11 protein-coding genes are annotated in these 19,205 nt (G+C 64.8%); 1 reads left to right on the top strand and 10 read right to left on the bottom strand.

What is annotated here, in order from left to right:
• Positions 1-20: 20 nt before the first annotated feature.
• Positions 21-878, top strand: a complete 858-nt coding sequence (locus GXP39_04320) for a dihydropteroate synthase (GenBank protein ID NOZ27266.1) — start codon at positions 21-23, stop codon at positions 876-878.
• 163 nt (positions 879-1,041) lie between these two features.
• Here the strand turns inward: GXP39_04320 and GXP39_04325 are convergent, their stop codons facing one another.
• The 10 genes from GXP39_04325 to GXP39_04370 form a co-directional block, all read right to left on the bottom strand.
• Complete coding sequence (locus tag GXP39_04325) at positions 1,042-6,888, bottom strand: DNRLRE domain-containing protein (GenBank protein ID NOZ27267.1); 5,847 nt, start codon at positions 6,886-6,888, stop codon at positions 1,042-1,044.
• Positions 6,889-7,533: 645 nt separating this feature from the next.
• Positions 7,534-8,256: a sugar transferase gene (locus GXP39_04330; protein NOZ27268.1), complete on the bottom strand. Its 723-nt coding sequence runs from the start codon at positions 8,254-8,256 to the stop codon at positions 7,534-7,536.
• Positions 8,257-8,310: 54 nt separating this feature from the next.
• Entirely contained in the window at positions 8,311-9,930 is a 1,620-nt protein-coding gene (locus GXP39_04335) for a DNRLRE domain-containing protein (GenBank protein ID NOZ27269.1), read from the bottom strand.
• 231 nt (positions 9,931-10,161) lie between these two features.
• On the bottom strand, positions 10,162-12,783 hold the full coding sequence (locus GXP39_04340) for a hypothetical protein (protein NOZ27270.1): 2,622 nt from the start codon (positions 12,781-12,783) through the stop codon (positions 10,162-10,164).
• 86 nt (positions 12,784-12,869) lie between these two features.
• Positions 12,870-14,048, bottom strand: a complete 1,179-nt coding sequence (locus GXP39_04345; GenBank protein NOZ27271.1) for a radical SAM protein — start codon at positions 14,046-14,048, stop codon at positions 12,870-12,872.
• Between the two features lie 417 nt (positions 14,049-14,465).
• Positions 14,466-15,386, bottom strand: coding sequence for an NAD-dependent epimerase/dehydratase family protein (locus GXP39_04350; protein NOZ27272.1), 921 nt, complete (start codon positions 15,384-15,386; stop codon positions 14,466-14,468).
• A complete protein-coding gene (locus tag GXP39_04355) occupies positions 15,383-16,357 on the bottom strand; it encodes an NAD-dependent epimerase/dehydratase family protein (GenBank protein ID NOZ27273.1) in 975 nt (324 codons plus the stop codon). The genes GXP39_04350 and GXP39_04355 overlap by 4 nt, the downstream gene beginning before the upstream one ends.
• Before the next feature lie 14 nt (positions 16,358-16,371).
• On the bottom strand, positions 16,372-17,379 hold the full coding sequence (locus tag GXP39_04360; protein NOZ27274.1) for a Gfo/Idh/MocA family oxidoreductase: 1,008 nt from the start codon (positions 17,377-17,379) through the stop codon (positions 16,372-16,374).
• A gap of 22 nt (positions 17,380-17,401) precedes the next feature.
• Positions 17,402-18,616 (bottom strand): glycosyltransferase family 39 protein, encoded by a 1,215-nt coding sequence (locus GXP39_04365; protein NOZ27275.1) that lies wholly within the window; start codon positions 18,614-18,616, stop codon positions 17,402-17,404.
• Positions 18,613-19,200 carry an N-acetyltransferase gene (locus GXP39_04370; GenBank protein NOZ27276.1) on the bottom strand — a complete coding sequence of 196 codons (588 nt, stop codon included), beginning with the start codon at positions 19,198-19,200 and terminating at the stop codon, positions 18,613-18,615. Before GXP39_04370 ends, GXP39_04365 begins: the two co-directional genes overlap by 4 nt.
• Between the last annotated feature and the right edge of the window lie 5 nt (positions 19,201-19,205).

Consider the following 19,205-nt stretch of genomic DNA (forward strand, 5'->3'; position numbering starts at 1 on the left):
CGAAGAGGGGGGACTTTGCCATGCGTACAACGATCTCTTCCGCAACCCGCACGGTGACGATCAGCCCGGACGATCCGTTCGTCATCATCGGTGAGCGCATCAATCCCACCGGCCGCAGGCAGCTGCTGGCCGAAATGCAGGCCGGTGATCTCAGCCGCGTGCGTCGGGACGCCATCTCGCAGACGGAGTCCGGAGCCCATATTTTGGATGTGAACGCGGGTGTGCCGGGGGCTGACGAGGTCGCCCTGCTCACCCAGGTCGTGAAGGAGGTGATGGCGGTCACCGACCTGCCCCTCTGCTTCGATTCCGCCAACCCCGCCGCGCTGGAGGCCGCCCTGGAGCTCTACACGGGCAAGCCTTTGATCAACTCCGTCACCGGTGAGGAGTCGTCCATGGAGCGGGTGCTCCCGCTGGTGAAAAAGTACAACGCGGCGGTGATCGCCATGCCCAACGACGAGGGCGGCATCCACCTCGACCCGCAGGAGCGCCTGGCCGTCGCCCGCAAGATCCTGGAGCGGGCCCAGGATTATGGCATCCCGCCGGAGGACGTGATCATCGACTGCCAGGCGATGGCCGTCAGCGCCGATCACCGTGCCGGCCCGGCCACCCTGGAGACGATCCGCCTGGTCCGTCAGGAGTTGGGCAACAACACCACCATCGGAGCGAGCAACATCTCCTTCGGGCTGCCGGATCGCAAGGCGCTGAACGCTACCTTCCTGGCCATGGCCATCGCCGTGGGGCTCACCTGTGCCATCACCAATCCCAACGTGGCCGAGATCCGTAAGACGATCCGGGCGGCCGACCTGTTCATGGGCCGCGATGAGTTCGCCATGAACTGGATCACCGCCTTCCGGGCCGAGCAGGCCGAGAAATCCTAGCGCCTCCGGCAGCTCTCCCAGCTTCCATCCGCCCTGCGGGGCCGGAGGCCACCGCCCAAGCCCTCATTAAGCAGGTAGGCGATGGGGCTCGATTCGGAAAACGAAAAACGGCCGGCTCTCGTGTCAGAGAGCCGGCCGTTGGCGTTCCGATGCGATCAGCCCGTTACGGCACGTACTGGATCGTCAGCCGTGGGCGCATCTCCGGCTGCCACCACTCCGAGGAGTAGAACCGGTACTCCACCGCCCCCGGGCTCTGCCCCTTGAGGAGCACCCCGTAGTTGGCGCCGTCCACCCACCGCTGGACGATCGCCGTCACGTCCAGCGAAGCCCATCCGGATGCGCGCTCCAGCAGGGTGGAATCCGTCGGCTCCGCATCCCGATCGGTGTTCACATCATTGGCGCCGGGCTGTCCCCAACGCTGGCCCGCCTGCGCGTATTCCCAGGTGGCCTGGGCCGCGCTCCAGGGCCGCTTGACCCCATAGGCCTCCAGCGTCAGCGGGTTGCTGTTGGACCGGGCGTACTGGTACAGGTCCAGCGTCGCCCGAATGACCCGGGCGCCATCCGGCACCACCCCGTCCAGATCGAAGAACAGCAGCGCACCCATCACGTTCCTCGAGCGCACCTTCAGGCCCGTGCTGGAGCCGTAGTTGCTCCCAGGCGACCAGGCGTTGATGAACGTGTCCTGGGCGTTCACGTTTCCGGACACCCCATGCTGCACCACGATCGTCAACGGCGTCGGAGTGGGTGTGGGCGACGGGGTAGGCGTTGGCGTGGCGATGGCGCCCACCAGAGCCAGGTCCCCGAACTCGTTCTGGCGGCTGATGGTGCTGGTTCCCTCCCAGATGAGGTAGCTATCCCAGTCGCCGCCATCATCGTCATCGTGCAACCCGACGGTGAACCCGAGCACCTGGCCGGTGTAGAAGTTGCCGCCACCCAACAACTTCTTCGGCACGGCGATCTCGATGATGTACCCGTCAGCCGTGGTCTGGACGTTGGAGATCAGGTCCGGCACCGGGTTGACGCCGAAGTCGGTCACCCGGCCGTCCACGGCGAAGGTGAACTGGTGATCGTCCGCGCTGCCGCCCGCATCGTCGTTGCTGCCATCGAAGCCCAGCTCGACGCCGTCATCGCGCCAGATATCGGTGCTGTCCGCCACGATGATGTCATCCACGACCTGGATGGCAAGGTAGAGATAGTTCTGGTCCCAGCGGCTGCGCAGCGTCAGGCTGACGTCGCTCGGGGCAGGCGAGGAGCGCGGGTTCACGTAACGGGCCGTGTTCACGTCCAACACCAGCGTGGGCTCGCCACCCCAATCGCTCAGGTCGCCATCGATGACCGGCGGATTGGCCGTGTAATGGCTTTCGATCTGACGCCGCTGATCCGGCAGCGAGTTGGTCGGCGTCGCCGTCGGAACCGGCGTGGGTGTAGAGGGCAACGTGGCCGTCGGCGTCGGCGTGTACGTAGGCGTAGGCGTCGGCGGCGGCGCCGTCGTGTACTTCACCCGCAACCGCGGCCAATACGCCATCGCCGAATTCTCCCGCGACGCAAACGAATACTCCACCTTCCCACTACTCACCCCTCGCAACTGCATCCCCTCATTCGCTCGCTCCCCATTCACCCACGCCTGCACCAACGCCCTCACATCCAACCGCACATACCCCTGATCCTGATTCAAATCCACCATCGCCACAGGCTCACTATCCCGATCCGTCCCTCCTACCGCCCCAGCTACTCCCCACCTCTCTCCAACTCGCGCCCAATCCCAATTCGCCTGCTTCTCCTCCCAACCTCGCCGCATCCCATACACTTCCAACCGCAACGCATTCCCATTCGACCGACTGTTCTGGAATAACCTTAACTCCGCCTCCTGGATCACCACCCCCGACGGAATCTTGCTCACATCAAACCACACCAACCCATGCATCACATCCTGCGAACGCACACGGAACGTCGTCCGCCCACCATAATTCGTCCCCGCAGACCACGCATTCAAATACGTGTCCGCACCCGCTACCAACTCCACCTCCACCGGCGTGCCACCCACCGGCACCGTCGGCGTCGGCGTCACCGTCGCACCCCCAGGCGGAGGCACAGGCGTCGACGTCCACGTCGCCGTCGGAACCGGCGTGGAAGTAGGCAGAGGCTGGCCACTGCCACCACCGTAATGCCAGATGTGCCCCTGGTCATCGCCGACCCACAGGTCATCCTCGCCGAACACGTACAGCGACATCAGGTTCGCCGTCGTCGGCGGGCCGTCCATCCGCTGCCAGGTCTGGCCATCCGTCGTGCGATAGATGTGCCCCTCCCAGCCGATGGCGTATCCCAGCCGGTCGTTCACCATCTGCACGCGCTCTAGGGCCACGGGGACCTTCGCCTGGAGCTCGAACTTCGGCGAGCTGCTCGTCGCGTTGCTGATCTTGAGGATGATGCCGGGCGAATCGTTGGGCCCGGGATCCTCCAAAGTGGCCACGATCCACCCAGTGTCCTTGTCCACAAAGCTGATCCCGTACGCATACCGGACGTCAGCCTTGGGATCCAGGGCGAGCAACTGCTGGTCCGTGTACCAGGCCTTCATCCCCCAGTGAGCACCGCCGTCCCAGGAGTAGTACAGCCGTCCCTTGGCAGCGGCAAAGCAGACGCTGGTGGTCGGGCACTCGATGTCCCGCACCACGAAGTTGTTCGTGACGGGGACGGGGCCGAAGTTGTACCCGTCGGTGGAGCGCAGGATGAAGTTCAGCGTCGTGCCCACCAGGACGGTATTCCCCGTGCCGGTCCAGCGGACGGAGTACAGGAACCCGCCGTACGGGTTGCCGTACCGATCCGTCGGCCGCGGCGACTTCTGCCAGCTCGCCCCGCCGTTGGTGGTCCGCATGATGGTCGCAAACCGGCCGACCACCCAGCACGTGTTCTCATCCTTGCAGTCCACGGACGACAGGAAGGCCCGATTCGCCGTGGCCGGATGCTCGACCTCCGTCCAGGTACGCCCGCCATCCGTGGTCTTGTAGATGAAGGCCGTGCCGCTGCTCTCCGTCCACTCCGGCCCACCCACGGCATAGCCGACATTCCGGCTGGGGAAGTCGATCCACCACACCTTGAGAGAGGGCGGCGCCTTGGGCACCGTGAACGAGAGCTCCCAGCCGCCACTACCGCCAGGCGATGGTGTGGCCGTAGGCGCCGAGACGGTCGGGGTCGGCGTAGCCGTAGGCGGCGCCGACGTAGGCGTGGGGCCAGGCCCTCCTTCCACGTAGTAGGTCACGCGCAGCCGCGGCCGGATGGACACATTCTCCGCCTCCGAGCTGGCGTACGTGTACCGCACGTTCGCGTAGCTGGGCCCCTTCAGCAGGATGCCATGGTTGCTGGACGGGTTGGCCAGCCACTTGGCCACCAGGCTGGTCACGTCCAGACTCACCCAGCTGTTCAGGCGGCTGACGTTGACGCTGTCCACCGGATCGGCCGCCCGATCGACGTTCACGCCATTCGCGCCCGGCTGCGACCACAGCCCGCCGATGACCGCCTGCTGCCACGTGGCCTGCACATCGTTCCAGCTGCGCAAGACCTCGTACGCCTCTAACGTCTGCGTATTGGAGTTCGAGCGGGCGATGGGGTACACGTCCAGCCACGCCTTCGTGACCACGGCACCCGCGGGCAGACGCCCCTCCAGGTCAAAGCGCAACAGCGCGTGCATCTGGTCCCGGGAGCGCACCCGAAGCTCCACATCGCGGCCGTAGTTGCTTCCCGGAGACCAGGAGCTCAGCCACGTATCCGACGTGCCGTTGTAGCTGCCCACCCCCTCCTGCAGGACGATGGAGGACAGCTGGCTGGTGGGCGTCGGGGTAGACGTCGGCTGCCCCGGCGGGACCGGCGTCGAGGTCGGCACGAGCGTGGGTGTCGGGGTGGGCTCCGTCGAGCCACCCACCGTGTACGTGACCACCAGGCGAGGGCGCAGACTCGGGTCTATGGCGTCGGAGGAGTAGAAGCTGTACTCCACCTTGGCCTCGCTCTGCCCCTTCAGCAGCAGACCGTAATTGGCAAGCGGGTTGACCGCCCAGTCACGCACCAGCGACGTCACATCCACCGTCACCCATCCGTTGGCGTCCGGCAGCGGAACGCTGGCCACAGGCGTGGCATCGCGGTCCACCTGCGGCTGCTCCGCGCCGGGCGCGCCCCAGGCCGATCCCGACTGTGCGATCTGCCAGGTCGCCTGGGACTCTTGCCACGACCGCCTCACCCCGTACACCTCCAGATCCATGGGATTGCCGTTGGTACGATTGAAGCGATAGAGGTGAAGCGTCGCGCCGGTGACGGGCGCGCGGGCGGGGATGCTGGACAGGTCGAACTGCAGTAGCCCATTCATCACGCCCTGAGAGCGCACCGCGATGCGAGCCTCCTTGCCGAAGTTGCTCGTGGGCTGCCACGCGCTCAGGAACGTATCGGCCGTGCCCTGGTAGCCGTCCACCCCCTCCTGGAGGCTCACCGTGACGGGCATGCCCGGCTTCCGGATCACCTGGACGAAGTGGATGATCTCATCGCCATCGTCCCGGCTCCAGATGCGGAAGTCGCTGCCCGCGTACTTCCCGCCGCCGGGCTGACCATCGGCGAACTCCGCATCATCCAGCTCGAAGCTCACCTTCTTCCAGGTCCGGGTATTCGTCTTGCGCACGATGCCGGCGCTCTTGAAGTTGTCCGTGCCCACCGCGTCGTACTGGAGCTCCCACGTGTCCGTGCCCTGGTCGTAGTAAATGACGTTGATGGTGACCCGATTCGTGCCGCCGTAGATATACCCGTTGTCCACATCAAAGTACATGTACGGGTTATCCGTGGCCTCATCGGTACGACGCGTATATCGGCCCTCGGGAGCCGAGCCCACGCGCCAGAGCGGCACCGTCTTCCCGCCCGGCGCGTCGTCGTTCTGATACAGCCAGAAATCGTAATTGCCGTATTGAGGATACCAGGACCCTTCCGTCTCCCGGAGCGCCACCCACACGCTGGGCGTATCCTCCAGGGTGCGCCCCAGATGCTCGTTGGCGAACTCCAGGATCTCGAATCGATCGGGGTCCGTCACCACATCAAGGGAGAAGACGAAGTAATCAGCGTGCTTGTTCAGGCCGCTGTAGACGCCCCACAGGGTGCCCTCCACGCCGGTCATCAGGTTGTCGTAGCTCTCCCAGGCGATGGGCACCTTCTCCCACCACTTGAACATGGGATCGTACTGCCCCGCCCCGAACAGCGAGTAATCGGGATTGTCGATGATCATCCCATCGCCGCCGTCGGGCCGGAGGCCGTTGTGCTTGAGGCCAACGCCCCGGGACGCCGCATAGTCGGTGAACCGACGGCGCTCCGACTGGCGAATGAAGGTCGGGGCATACTGGAGGAAGAGGGTCGTGCGCGGGAACGCGTTCACGTACATGTCCACGATGCGGTTGACCGTCTCCACCCACAGATCGCTGGTCAGGCCGGCCGCCTCCAGGCAGGAATCGAACTGATTCTCCGCCGGCTGGGTCTCCCCATAAAGGCCGGCCGCCACCTGCACCCACTCGATGCGCGGGTCGCCATCGTACCGCGCGCCGACCGCCGACACGAACTTCTCGTACTCGGCCAGGAAGTCCGGATGCCAGTAACGGGGGATGATGTACCCGTCGCAGTTCACCTTCAAGTGCGGGTACTTGGCGAAGAGCCAGTCCGGCGTCGCGTAGCTCTCCTTGGAATCGATTCCCCCATAGGTATCAAAGGCGATCCCCACGTATTTGCCATAGGCGATATGATCGTCGACCCAACGATCCACCACATCCCAGCGATAATTCCCCTCCGTCGGCTCTAAACGCGTCCAGCTGAAGTCCTGATGGCTGCCGACGATGGGGTACTTCTGAGGATCCAGGTTCACGTAATCCCAAAAGACATAAATTCCCGGGCGACGCACGCCAGGCCGCGCTGCCGGCTCGCTTAAAGCTTCCTGTCGCGCCGGTTCCTGGACCGCGCCTGGAGCCGCCTCAGCCCGATTTGTACCCACCATAGAGGTCGAGCTCGCAAAGAAGCCGACCGCTATGAGGACCAAGCAGACAAACCAGGTGGACAGGCGGACAAGCGGGTTCATTTTCTGCATAGTTGCTCCCTCGCTCACGTTTTGGATTTCACGTGGGCAATCTCTCGTGAATCGTGCCAATGCGCCCGGCTGTCCAGACACAACCGGGCGCTCTACCAATTTATTCTCACTTCCATTCTAAGAGAAAAGGGACTCCGGAATCAATAGGCCCAATAGTCCATTAAACTACGAAACCCGGCGGATTTCAGGCGCTCCTCATACACAACGTAGCGAGAGCTGGAAAGGATACGCCCCAAGAAGCACCTCAGGATGATACCAGATGGGACATTGGAGATCTTCAAGCGGTGAATGCGTCCGGTCCGGGGCAAATCCCACGACCAGCAGGCCAGATCCCCACCCATCGCCCGCGCCCGGTCCCATCGGCGATGTGGGGGATGCCGTCTGCTGGCGTGAGCCAGATCAACCACATAGAGGATGATGGAAGCCTTCCAACGCCGCAGGAAAAGCACGTCCCGTCCGAAGCGCCCTGCCGGGTGCCCATGACCCCACCCATCAGAGGCCCACGGCCGAGGCGTCTGTCAAAAAGGCCGGGACTCTCCCCGGCCCTCCAGTGCGCTAACCAGCGTCCTTACCCGAGAGCACCACGGGAATGGTCTTGAGCAAGATCCACAGGTCCAGCGCCAGCGAGCGGTTTTCAATATACTGGATGTCCAGGGCCACGATCTCGTTGAACGTCAGACGGCTGCGCCCATTGATCTGGGCCAGCCCGGTGATCCCGGGCAACACCTCCAGCCGCCGACGATGCCAGTCGTTATACTGCTCCAGCTCATAGTCCGGGAGCGCTCGCGGCCCCACCAGGCTCATATCCCCCTTCAACACGTTCACAAGCTGGGGCAGTTCGTCCAGGCTGGTGCGTCGCAAGATCTTCCCCACGCGGGTGATGCAACGCCCATTGCTGGCCGGCTTGTAGAGGTGGTGATGATCGCCCGTTCCATTGCCGTTGATGTAGGTGCGCACGAACTCACGATGCGCCACGGTGTGATCCGTATCGGCGGTCATGGAGCGGAATTTATAGAAGCGGAAGACCCGGCCATTCTTCCCCAGGCGCCGCTGCACGTAGATCACGGGGCCAGGAGAGTCCAACTTGATCGCGATGGCGATGATGAGCATGAGCGGCGAGAGGATCACGAGGAGCGCGGTGGCCAAGACGATATCCAGCAATCGCTTGGTCAGCTCATAGCCACGCCCGGAAGCCCATAGGCCGCCCCGTGGGCGATCCGTGGAAGACGCAGGTGTCGTCTGCCGCCATGGAGTCGCCTGTCTCTGCCCTTGCAACATGCATCCTCCTCCAGCCGTAGTACGATGTGTGAGCATCTGGCCCCGGGAATCACCTCACGGCGCCACCCAATAATCGATAATCAACTGCGGCCGACGGTTGATGTTCCCCGTCTCCGAACTGGCGAAATCATACTGGACGTTGGCCTCGTCCAGGCCCGCAAGCCCTTTCAGGATCACACCCTGGTTCGTGCCAGGGTCAGCGACCCAATCCTGAGCCGCCAACGTGATGTTCCAACGATACCATCCCCCTAAAGCATTGACGGTAACGGTGTCCAAAGGCAACGCGGAACAGTCCGTCATCGAGTCATTACAGCCCGGCTGGGCCCATGGATTGTCCTTGCTGGCATAGTACCAGTTGGCCTGTCCCTCTTTCCAGGCACGCAGGACCTGATAGGCCGCTATCCGGATCTCGTTGTCATTGCTGCGATCCTGGGCGTACAACTTCAGCCAGGCGCCCGCAATGTGAGCCTTCGCGGGCAACACCCCTAGGTCGAACCGGATCAGAGAGGACATGATGTCCGTCGGACCCGGAGGACGATCATACCGGACCGAAAGCCAGGGCTCGTTCCCGTAGTTGGTGTTCGGGTCCCAGGCGTTCAAAAAGGTATCAGTCGTCCCATTATAACCGGATTGCCCGCTCTGCAAAATAACACGGGTGGTGATGGGCGTCGGCGTCGGTGTAGGCGTCGGCGGGGGATACGCCCGCAGCCAGGCCGGCAGATAAGCCAGGTGGCGGATCGGCGTAGGTGTCGGTGTGGCCGTCGGTGTGGGCGTGGGCGTCGGGGTGATCGTCGGCGTTGACGTCGAGGTTGGGGTCGGTGTCGCAGTGGCAAAGGGACCACCCTGGCAGGCCACGGAGAGTTCATAGGAGCCCGCCGACCCTCCATAACCATCCACGACGATGTACAGATCCTCGGGGCCCCACGAGATCTGCGTCCCCCAATCTCCATATGCCTCACAACGACCCGGATCCGGCGCCGAGAGCAGGAACACATCCAGGTCGGCCGATCCCGGATCGTAGTTCAGCGTGACGGTCACCCACTGGCTGGCCGCCGAATGCAGGACGTAGACCCGCTCCGGGCCGGTCTCCGGCCAGTAGGGGACGCAGCTGTACGTGTCAGCCCGCTGAGCCCCTCCCTCCGTGCTCCCCAAGTATACGCCCTGACAGTAGGCAGGCTCAATAATCCCTACATCCCAGTACGGGGTCGGCGTGACGGTCGGGGTCACGGTGGGGGTCGGCGTGGACGTGGGCGTGGGAGCGGGCGTGCCCACCTGCCGCAGCCGCACGTTCACCGTGAACGTCTGCCCGTCCTGCACCTGCACGAACCGGGGCCATGAGCCGGGATCGAACAGCTCATAGCCGCCGGGGGGGATCGCATCCAGCAGATATCCGCCATCGAGCCCCGTGAACCGATACGCGCCCTCCTGATCCGTATACTGCTCCTGGCGAAAGTCGTTCGCCCCCGTCAAGATCATCTGGACCCACGCCACCCGCGGCTCATCCGGGTCCAGATCCCCCGCCCCGTCCACATCCACCCAGGCCACACCGGTAAGCTGGCCGGTTCCGGAAAGCCCCACCAGGGAAGCCATCGCCGGCTGCCTGGGCGGGACGAACCAGGCCACCGCCAGCGCACAGGACAGGCCCACGACCAGGATGAGGACGGTTCGTCTCATAACGCCAGGCTTCCAGCGACGGACACGGCAAGGGACACTCCGCACGGAGCCAGAGAAACGGGGTTTTGCGACGGCACAGTGAGGCGACGCCGTCGCAAAACCCCCATGCAACCGCAGGCCAAGCGGGAGAGCTCAGCCTGCGGCTGCGTCGTCCAGGTCTCGAACGGTTTCCCCATTGCCCGAGCCATATCCGTCGCGAGACGTACGATCACGAAAGGTCCTCAACCGGCATCACCACCGGAGCAGCATCGGCAGATACAGATGGCTCGCCTCAGGCGTCGGCGTCGGGGTGATCGTGGGCGTGGGCGTCGGCGTCGCCTCCTGGTGCGGGAAGCTGTAGGTCATCACCTGGCCGGCGAAGACCTGCACCGGCATGATCGGCGCCACCCAGGTCCATCCCTCCGGAGGCTGGTCCTCCTGCAGCGTGTACTGGCCGGGATCCAGGGTCGTATACCGCACCCAGCCGTCCGCCCCACTGGTCTGCGTCTCCGAGTAGGAGCCCGAGTCCTTCAGCGTCAGCACGGCGCCGCTGAGCAGCGGCTCGCCCTCGTCGTAGTTCCAGTTCCCATTCAGATCGCCATAGGCCCGGACGTGGATGTCGCCAGTGGACGGCGTCGGCGTGGGCGTCGGCGTGGGCTGCGTGCCCAGGTTGGTCACGTCCACAAAGTGGATCCACTCGTCGCCATCGCCCCGGCTGTTGATGCGGAAGTCCATCCCTTCCCCGCTCCAGCCGCTGGGCTTCAACTGATTGTCAAAGCGCGCATCCGACAGGTCGAAGACCACCGTCTTGAGCTGCCCGGTGTTGGTCTTGGTCACGATCTCGGTCTCCTTAGGGCCGGTGACCGAGTCGTAGGTGATGTTGAAGGTGTCCGTACCCAGGTCCACGTACTTCACCGTGATCTGCACATGGCTTTGGCCGCCGCGCAGATACCCGTCATCCACGTCAAACCACATGTACGGGTTGTTGGTCCCCTGATCGGTGCGCCGGATCACGTAGGCCTCGGGCAGCGTGTCCGGGGTCCCCAGGTTTGGGTTGTACGGATTGGAGTAGCAGGGGTAGTTGGAGCCATAGATGTCCGTCGCGTAGGAGCCGCCACACGCGCCCAGCCCCGTCACGGAGGAGTCGTTGGTCTCCGGAACCGTCCGGCCGCCCGGGATATCGTCCCGCTGGTACAGCCAGAAGCTGTAGTTGCCCAACTGCGGGTAGGGGCCGCTTTCCGGGCTGGTCCAGCACGGCTTCCACGGCGAGCGGTGCTCCCGCAGGGCGACCCACACGCTGGGCGTGTTCTCCCGGGTCTTCCCCATGTACTGCCGCGCCCACTGCAGGATGTCCGCGAACTCCGGATCGGTCACCACCGACTGCTCCAGGCGGTAGAAGTCCGCGTGCTTGTCCAGGCCGTTGTACACGGCCCACAGCGCCCGCGCCTGATCGCACAGCATGTAGTCGTAGCTCTCCCAGGCCACGGGCACAGTCTGGTTCCACTTCATGATGGGCTCATACTTGCCCGCCCCCGGGTACGAGGCGAGCTGCCCTCGCACCGTGCCGTTGGCATCGTCGGTCAGACCGTTGAAGGAGAGGCCCGCGCCCACCGAGGCGGCATAATCGGTCGTGATCTGCTTCTCCTGAATGGTCTTGTAGCTGGGAGCGTACTGCAAAAGCACGGGCTTCAGCGGCTGATACGGCGGGTTGGGCGAGATGGAGAAGGCCTTCGCGTACTCCGTGGTGATCTCCTTGACGAAATTGATCCACACGTCGCCGGTCAGGCCAGCGGCCTGAATGACGCTATCGTACTGGTTCTCCACCGGCTGGTTCTCGCCCCAGACGCCGGTCCCGATCGCCACCATCGCCACCCGGGGATCGTTCTTGTAGCGGGCGCCCATCGCTCGGATGAAGCGCTTGTAGGCGTTCTTGTACCCATCGCTGTGATACTTGGGGATCAGGTGGCTGACCTCCAGGCCGACATCATCGATGTAGAACGTGGTGGGATTGGCCGCGTCGTTGACCAGCTTGAAGTGCACCTGGATGGTGTTGCCGCGATACGCGGCGAGGTCCACGGTCACCGGCGAGGACCAGGTATTGGTGATGACGGTGTTGTCCAGCGTGTACACGGTGCCCAGCAGGCTCCCGGCCCCGTTGCGGATCTCCACGGAGAGCTGATCATGCACGCCGGAGGTCTCCGTCGTCGTCATGTACCAGCGGAACGACAGCCGGGCGATAGGCACCTCCACGGGCAGGCGAATGTTCCAGTGATACACCCTGTCCGTGGTGTTCGGGGTGCCGCCCAGGCGAGCGGAGTAGCCGGAGCCACCGTAAGGGTTCTCATCATTGATGACGGCGTTCCCCTCCGTCGTCCACCCTCTATCGCCCCGGTCAAAGTTGCCGTTCTGGCCGCCCGCGTAGTAGTTCAGCGTATCACCGGCCTCAATGACGGTATCGCCGAGCCGGATCGCGTAATCGGGCATGGCCCGGATGTCGCCGCAGCACTTACCATCGTAGGTGCTGATGAAGATCCCCGCGCCCAGGCCGGCGTTATGCATCTTGTCCAGGAACCTGTCCAACAGGCCCCAGTTGTACACGCCATCGCCGATCTCCAGCTCGGACCACTGGAAGAATCGCACGCTGCCATCCACCGGGTACTGCGCCGGGTCTAACACCGTGCTGCCGTAGTTGAGGTAGTAGATGCCGGGCTTGATGTCCGCCGGGATCTTCTGCACTCCCTCCGGCCCCACCTGAGGCGTGGGCTCCGCAGCCGTCGACGGCACGCGTGTATCCAATGCCAGGCTCGCCGTCGACGCCAGCAAGGATATCACCATCACGAAGGTGAACGCCCATCCCAATCGCATTTTGCGCATCCGCTATACTCCTTTCCCATCTTCCAGACAAAGTTCATGTGCCGTATACACGGCATCGCCCAGGCGTCAAGGCCACGGGCGCGTCATTACGAGGAAACGGATACCGGACTTTCGGCATCGAGACGCTGACCCGGGCCGGGCCCGGTCTCCGGCCCCGTCCGCCCGGTCAGCAGAAACTTCACGTAGCGCTTGGCATCCTTCTTCAGCGCCACCTCCACCCCACAGGCGCTGTTACACTTCGGGCACGCACGCTGCTTCATGCGGTCCCGATACGCCAGGTTCTCCGGCGCATAATAGATCTCACTGACCGAACGGCCCTCATCCACCACGTTGCCGATCTTGCGAGAGGAAAGGCAGTAGTACACATCACCGAAGGAATCCAGGACCAGGCCGTCCATGGAGAACGGACAGGGGGTCTGGCGCGGCCGGCCGTCCCGATACATGTGCACCATGTCATCCCAGTAGAACGCCGTGACGTTCCGCAACGACCGCTGCGCCGCCAGCTCCCGCATGAAGGCGATCAGCTCCTGCCGATCCTCCTCCCGGAAGTCGACCTCGTTCTGGCGATCCAGATTGGACACGTACGAATCATGGAAGCCAACGATCTGGAAGCCGTACGGGATACCCCTCTCCTCACACCAGGCCCGAAACTGGCGAACGTGGCGCAGATTCTGGTGCATCACCGTGTACCCCACGCCCAGCCAGAACTCGTACCGCTCTTGCAACGCGCGCAGCCCCTCCAGGGTCCGCTCAACCCTGGAGAACCCGCCGGGCACGCCCCGGATCTGATCATGCAAGTCGCCGAGCCCTTCCAGGGAGACGGAGATGCTGAATCGGATCTTGCGAGCCTGGCACATCTCCAATATTCGCTCGGTGTCCTCCACGATGCGCTCGGGGAGAAAACCGTTGGTCACGGTGGAAAGCGCCTTCAGCCGGGGCATCCGGTCCAGGAACATGCCCACCAGCGGGACCAGATCCTTGCGCAGGCTGGTCTCCCCTCCCGCCACCGTCAGGCGCTCGATCCCGCGAAAGATGTCATCCTCCATGACGCGCGAGAATTCCTCCAGGCTCAACTCACGCTCCGGCTTCATCTGCCAGATGTTGCACATCGCACAGCGGGCATTACACCGGTAGTTGACGATCACCTGAAGGATCTTGGGAGGCAACGGCCTGACATGGGACCGCACGTTATAATCATAGACACCGCTCAACCAGGTCCCCCAATCCACCCTCGCCAATTTCGCCACAGCGCCCATCCACGACATCTTCTCCCCCTCACGCACACTAGCACACGTATATGAACTTCAAATGAACGAGCTCGCTTGCGAAGATGACACTTTTTTCACACAAGGCGGGGGATCACTGCGGTGCACCCAATGAGGCAGGAATCCATGAGACGACCCAAAGGATACCCACCGGAATCGATGAAATCTCGCCGAGATCTCCGGGCGGCAGATCTACGGGGAGATCACAGCGATGGAGGCCGGACCCACCACCAACCGGCCGGCGCCCATTGTAGCACAGAGCCGGTCGGCTTCCAAACACGGGGGGCCGTCGATAGTGAATCCAAATGCGGACAAGGCCAGACGAGGCAGGTCAGGAACGGAAGCCAGGAAGCTTCTTGCGAGGGGCTGTGCCCCTCAAAGCCCCCCGCCGTATTCCCACACGAAAAGGGCACAAGATCATCCCCCTCGCGCCCTCGTGATGGCACGCGCCAATGCGGCCAGCCCATCCTCCAGCGTGACCTCGGGCTCCCAACGCAGCCACCGACGCGCCCGGCCGATGTCCGCCTCCAGCCGAATGGGCTCCTCCGTTGGGGGTTCCACCTGGGGCTCTACCGACTTCCCCCACGCCCGACCGGCCATCCGGGCCAGCTGAACCATGGAGGTCCCGCGCCCCGTCCCGATGTTGATCGGCTCGCCGTCGGCCTGGGGGACCGCCAACGCCCGCTCCAGCGCCCGCACCACATCGGTCACATGCACGAAATCCCGCACGTGCTCCGGGTGCCCCCGCACGACGGGCGGCCGCCCCTCCCACACCGATCGCAGGAAGAGCGCCTCAACGGTCGGCCGGGGAGAGCCATCTACCGCGGGGCCGTACACGTTGAACAGGCGCAGCACGACCGCCTCGATCCCCTCCGCCTGGACCGCGGCACGGCACCAGATCTCCCCGCTCAGCTTGCCGGCGCCATACGGCGTGACGGGGCGGCAGGGGACATCCTCCGCCACGGGCAGCGACTCCGGCCGGCCGTAGACCTGAGCCGAGGATGTGTACACCACACGTCGTACACCGGCCCGACGAGCGGCGGTCAACACATGAACCGTCCCCAGCGCGTTGACCCGGAATCCCTCCACCGGGTCCTCCCAGCAGCCCGCCACGGGCATGCAGGCCAGATGCACCACGGCCTCACATCCGGCGAAGGCCCGCGTCAACGCGTCCAGGTCCAGGATATCCGCCACCCGCACCGCGGCCGCGTCCGGCAGAGGGACATCCCGGCGCACCACCGCCACGGCGGGCGATCCCTCACGCGCCCGCCAGCGCAGGAAATGCCGCCCGATGTAGCCGGACGCGCCCGTCACGGCTACCCGTTCGATGGCGCTCATCCCGCCGATCCCAGCCGGCTCACGTACCAATGCACCGTGCGGGCGATCCCCTCCTCCAGCGACACGCGGGGCCGCCAGCCCAGCAACGAATGAGCCAGGCTCGCATCCGCCAGATGACGGCGCACGTCGGCCGGGCGCGGGGGAGCATGATGGATCTCCCCCTCGTACCCCAGCGCCTGGCAGATCAGGCGGACCAGTCGGTTGACGCTGACCTCCTGTCCGCTCGCCAGGTTGATCACACGGCCACGAGCCGCCTCGCTCCGGGACGCGGCCACCATGCCCTCGGCGATGTCGGTGACGAAGGTGTAATCCCGGGTCTGCTCGCCGTCTCCGTAGATGACGGGCGCCTGCCCCGCCAGGATGCGCCGGATCACGATGGGGATGACGCCCGCGTACTGACGCTCGTTCTGCCGCGGCCCATAGGTGTTGAAGGGGCGCACGATGACCGTATCCAGCCCAAAGGTGCGGGCATAGGAGCGCACCAGGAGGTCGGCCGCCGCCTTCGCCGCCGCGTACGGCGTCTCCACCGCCAGCGGATGCGCCTCGTCCATGGGCACGTACTGCGCGCTGCCGTACGCCTCCGAGCTAGAGCAGTGGATCAACGTCCGGTACATCCCCTGACGCCCTAGCTCGCACACGTTCAGGGCCATCTCCAGGATGCTACGGCTGGCCCACTTGGGACGCCGCAGCGAGGCCGGCAGAGGGATGGTCGCCAGATCGAAGACGATCTCGACCTCCTCCTCCTCCAAAATGCGCCGCATGGTCTGCGGCCGGCTCACATCCTCCGGATAGAAGCGCAGGGACGGATAGGCCCGTCGCGCCTCCTCCAGGTTCTCCCGTTTGCCCAGGAAGAGGTTATCGACCACGATCAGGCGGCCCGGCCGCTCGGCGATGAGCCGGTCCACCAGATGACTGCCGATGAATCCGGCCCCGCCCGTCACCAGCACCGACTTCCCCGTAAGCGTCAACACGTCCGTCTCCGCGCTCACAAGTCCAGGCGGATGAGCCGCCGTTCCCGCCCCGACTCCACCAGCTTCTCCGCCAGGTACACGGCACGCAGCCCCTCCTCGCCGCCTACCAGAGGCGGCTCGCCCCGCCTCACGGAGCGAACGAAGGCCTCCAGCTCCTCCTTCAACGGCTCCCGCCGCAGGATCTCGTAGCGGGTCACCTTCCCCTCGCTCACCCCCATCAGGGCCACCAATCCCTCCCAGCCGTTGGCCGAGCTGTTCTCGTAAAAGAACAGTTCCTGGGTCAGATAGTTGACCAGGAACATGCCCCGTTCGCCCAGGACGGTGAGCTGTCGGATCTTGGTGGGCGTCAACCAGTTGACATCCAGCAGGCCGATGGTGCCGTTGCGAAACTTGAGGAGGCCGGAGAGCAGGTCCTCGTGCTGGGCGTGGATCTCCCGCTCCGTCTCCGCATACAGGAACTGGATGGGAGCCCCGTTCAGGTACTCCATGATGTTGAGCTCGTGGGTGGCCAGATCGAAGACGACGCCCACATCCTCCACGCGGGATGGGAACGGCCCCACGCGGCGGGCGATCATCTGGAAGACGCGGCCGACCTGTCCCGCCTCCAGCCGGCGCTTCAGCTCGATGATGACCGGGTTGAAGCGCTCGATATGCCCCACCGCCAGCGTGATCCCTCGCGCCCGGGCGGCGTCGATCAGCTCCCGCCCCTCACGCACCGAAGCCGCCAGCGGCTTCTCCACGAACACGTGCAGGCCATGGGCGATCACGTCGCTGGCTACCTTGCAATGGGCCCGGGTGGGCACCGCAATAGTCACGATGTCCAGCCGTTCCCGATCCAGCATCTCCCGATAATCCGTGTAGGCGTTGGCCTTGTACGTGCGCGCCACGCGCTCCACGATCTCGGGCTCCACATCTGCCACGGCCACCAGGTCGACATCTTCCATCTGCGCCAGGATGCGCGCGTGGTTGCGCCCCATCGCGCCAACGCCGATCACTGCCGCTTGTATCATCGCCATCTCCAAGCCACCACCACACGATCCTTCCTCATCGCGTGATGGCTTGCTGTTTGATCCCCACGCCGATGCGCCACAGGGCACCCGCGGCCAGAACCAGTAAAACCGGCTCCACCGGGGCACGCATACGAAAACCGCCCCAGAATACCAGCGCATTGGCGGTAAAGCAAATCACGACCACATATAGGGGGCTCAGGAGCTTCCATCGCGACCGGTATAGCCCCGCTCCCACCACGGCCAGCGCCGCCATCGCCACATAGGCGTAGAACCCCAGATTCTCCGGGAAGCCCCGCGTGAAGCGGTACAGGTGCCAGAAGTTGACGAATCGCCAAAACGCCATCTCCGGCAGATCTTTCACGTGCGAGCGGATGAAGGCCAACCCCATGGCGCGCCACAATCGATCGCGCGCCACCTCGCTCATCGCCTCGCCGCACCGGGCGCCCGGCACCCGGCACGGGGAGACCCAATCCCCCCGATACGCCGGATCCTCCAGCACGATCTCATTGTACGAGCCCAGCAGCACGGCCCCTCCCATCGTGCTCGCCGGGATGAAGGCGTCCATGGCGATCCAGTTGCGCACGACCCACGGCGTCAACAGCAGGAGCACGATCAGGGTGACGGCGCCCACGACGGGCCAGCCCCGCCGTCGCCAATACCACAGCGCCCAGATGACGACGCCCGCCCACAGGATGAGCCCGTTCGGCCGGGTGAGCGCCACCAGTCCCAACGCGATCCCCAGGACGACCACCTCTCGCGTGCGAAGACGGCGCGCCAGCCGCAGCATCGCCCACAGGGCCAGCGTCACCCACACCAGGAAGATCGTCTCCGACAAGAGCTGGCCATCATTGTAGATGAGCAGCGGATAGCCGGCCGCCATCCCCCCGGCCAGCCGGCCGGGCCACTCCCCAAACGCCTCAGCCCCTACCCGATACACGATCACACACGTCAACGCGCCCAAAAGCCCCTGCACCACCAGCGCCGCGCCGTAGTGGACGCCGAAGATCGCGTAGACCCCCGCCAACAGCAGCGGGAACAGCGGGGGTCGAATCGCGGTCAACTCCCCAGACGGCAGGCGATACCCATGGCCGGCAGCCAGGTTCGCCGCGATCGCGCTGTACTCGGCCGCATCGCGCTGGGGCACGTAATCCCATCCCACGAACAGGGTCACATACGCCAGGCGCAGGGCAAGCGCCAGCAGGAAGATGGCGATCCCCCACAGCGCCTGCGACCGCAGCAGCCTTCTCATGCGCCCTCGTCATCCCCCAGCCGATAGGAGGCGCCACACTTGGGGCAGACCTGCTCGTCGCCCTGATCGTGCAAGGGATGGCCGCAACGGCAGACATAGCCCGCCAGCCGCGCCGGGTTCCCCAACACCAGCCCCTGCGCCGGGACGTCCCGGGTCACCACCGCGCCGGCCCCCACCAGGGCGAACGGCCCCACGGTGACCCCCGCCAGCAGGATAGCGCCAGCGCCGATGGACGCGCCGCGACATACCCGGATGGGCAGCACCTCCCAATCCTCGTCCGCCTTCAGCCGCCCGTCGGGCGTGATGGCACGTGGGTATCGATCGTTCGTCAAACAGGCGTGCGGTCCCACGAACACGCCGTCCTCCAACGTAACGCCGTGATACACGGACGCGTTGTTCTGAATCTTCACATGATCGCCGACGACGACGCCACGACCGACATATACGCTCTTCCCCAAAACGCACTCCCGGCCGATCACAGCGCCCTCCCGCACCTGGGCGTGATGCCAGATGCGCGTCCCTGGCCCAATCTGGGCCTCGGGCGAGACCTCCGCGGTCGGGTGAATCCATGGCTTCTCGCTCATCGCTC

It is taken from the genome of Chloroflexota bacterium, assembly GCA_013152435.1.
Taxonomy (GTDB): Bacteria; Chloroflexota; Anaerolineae; order DUEN01; family DUEN01; genus DUEN01.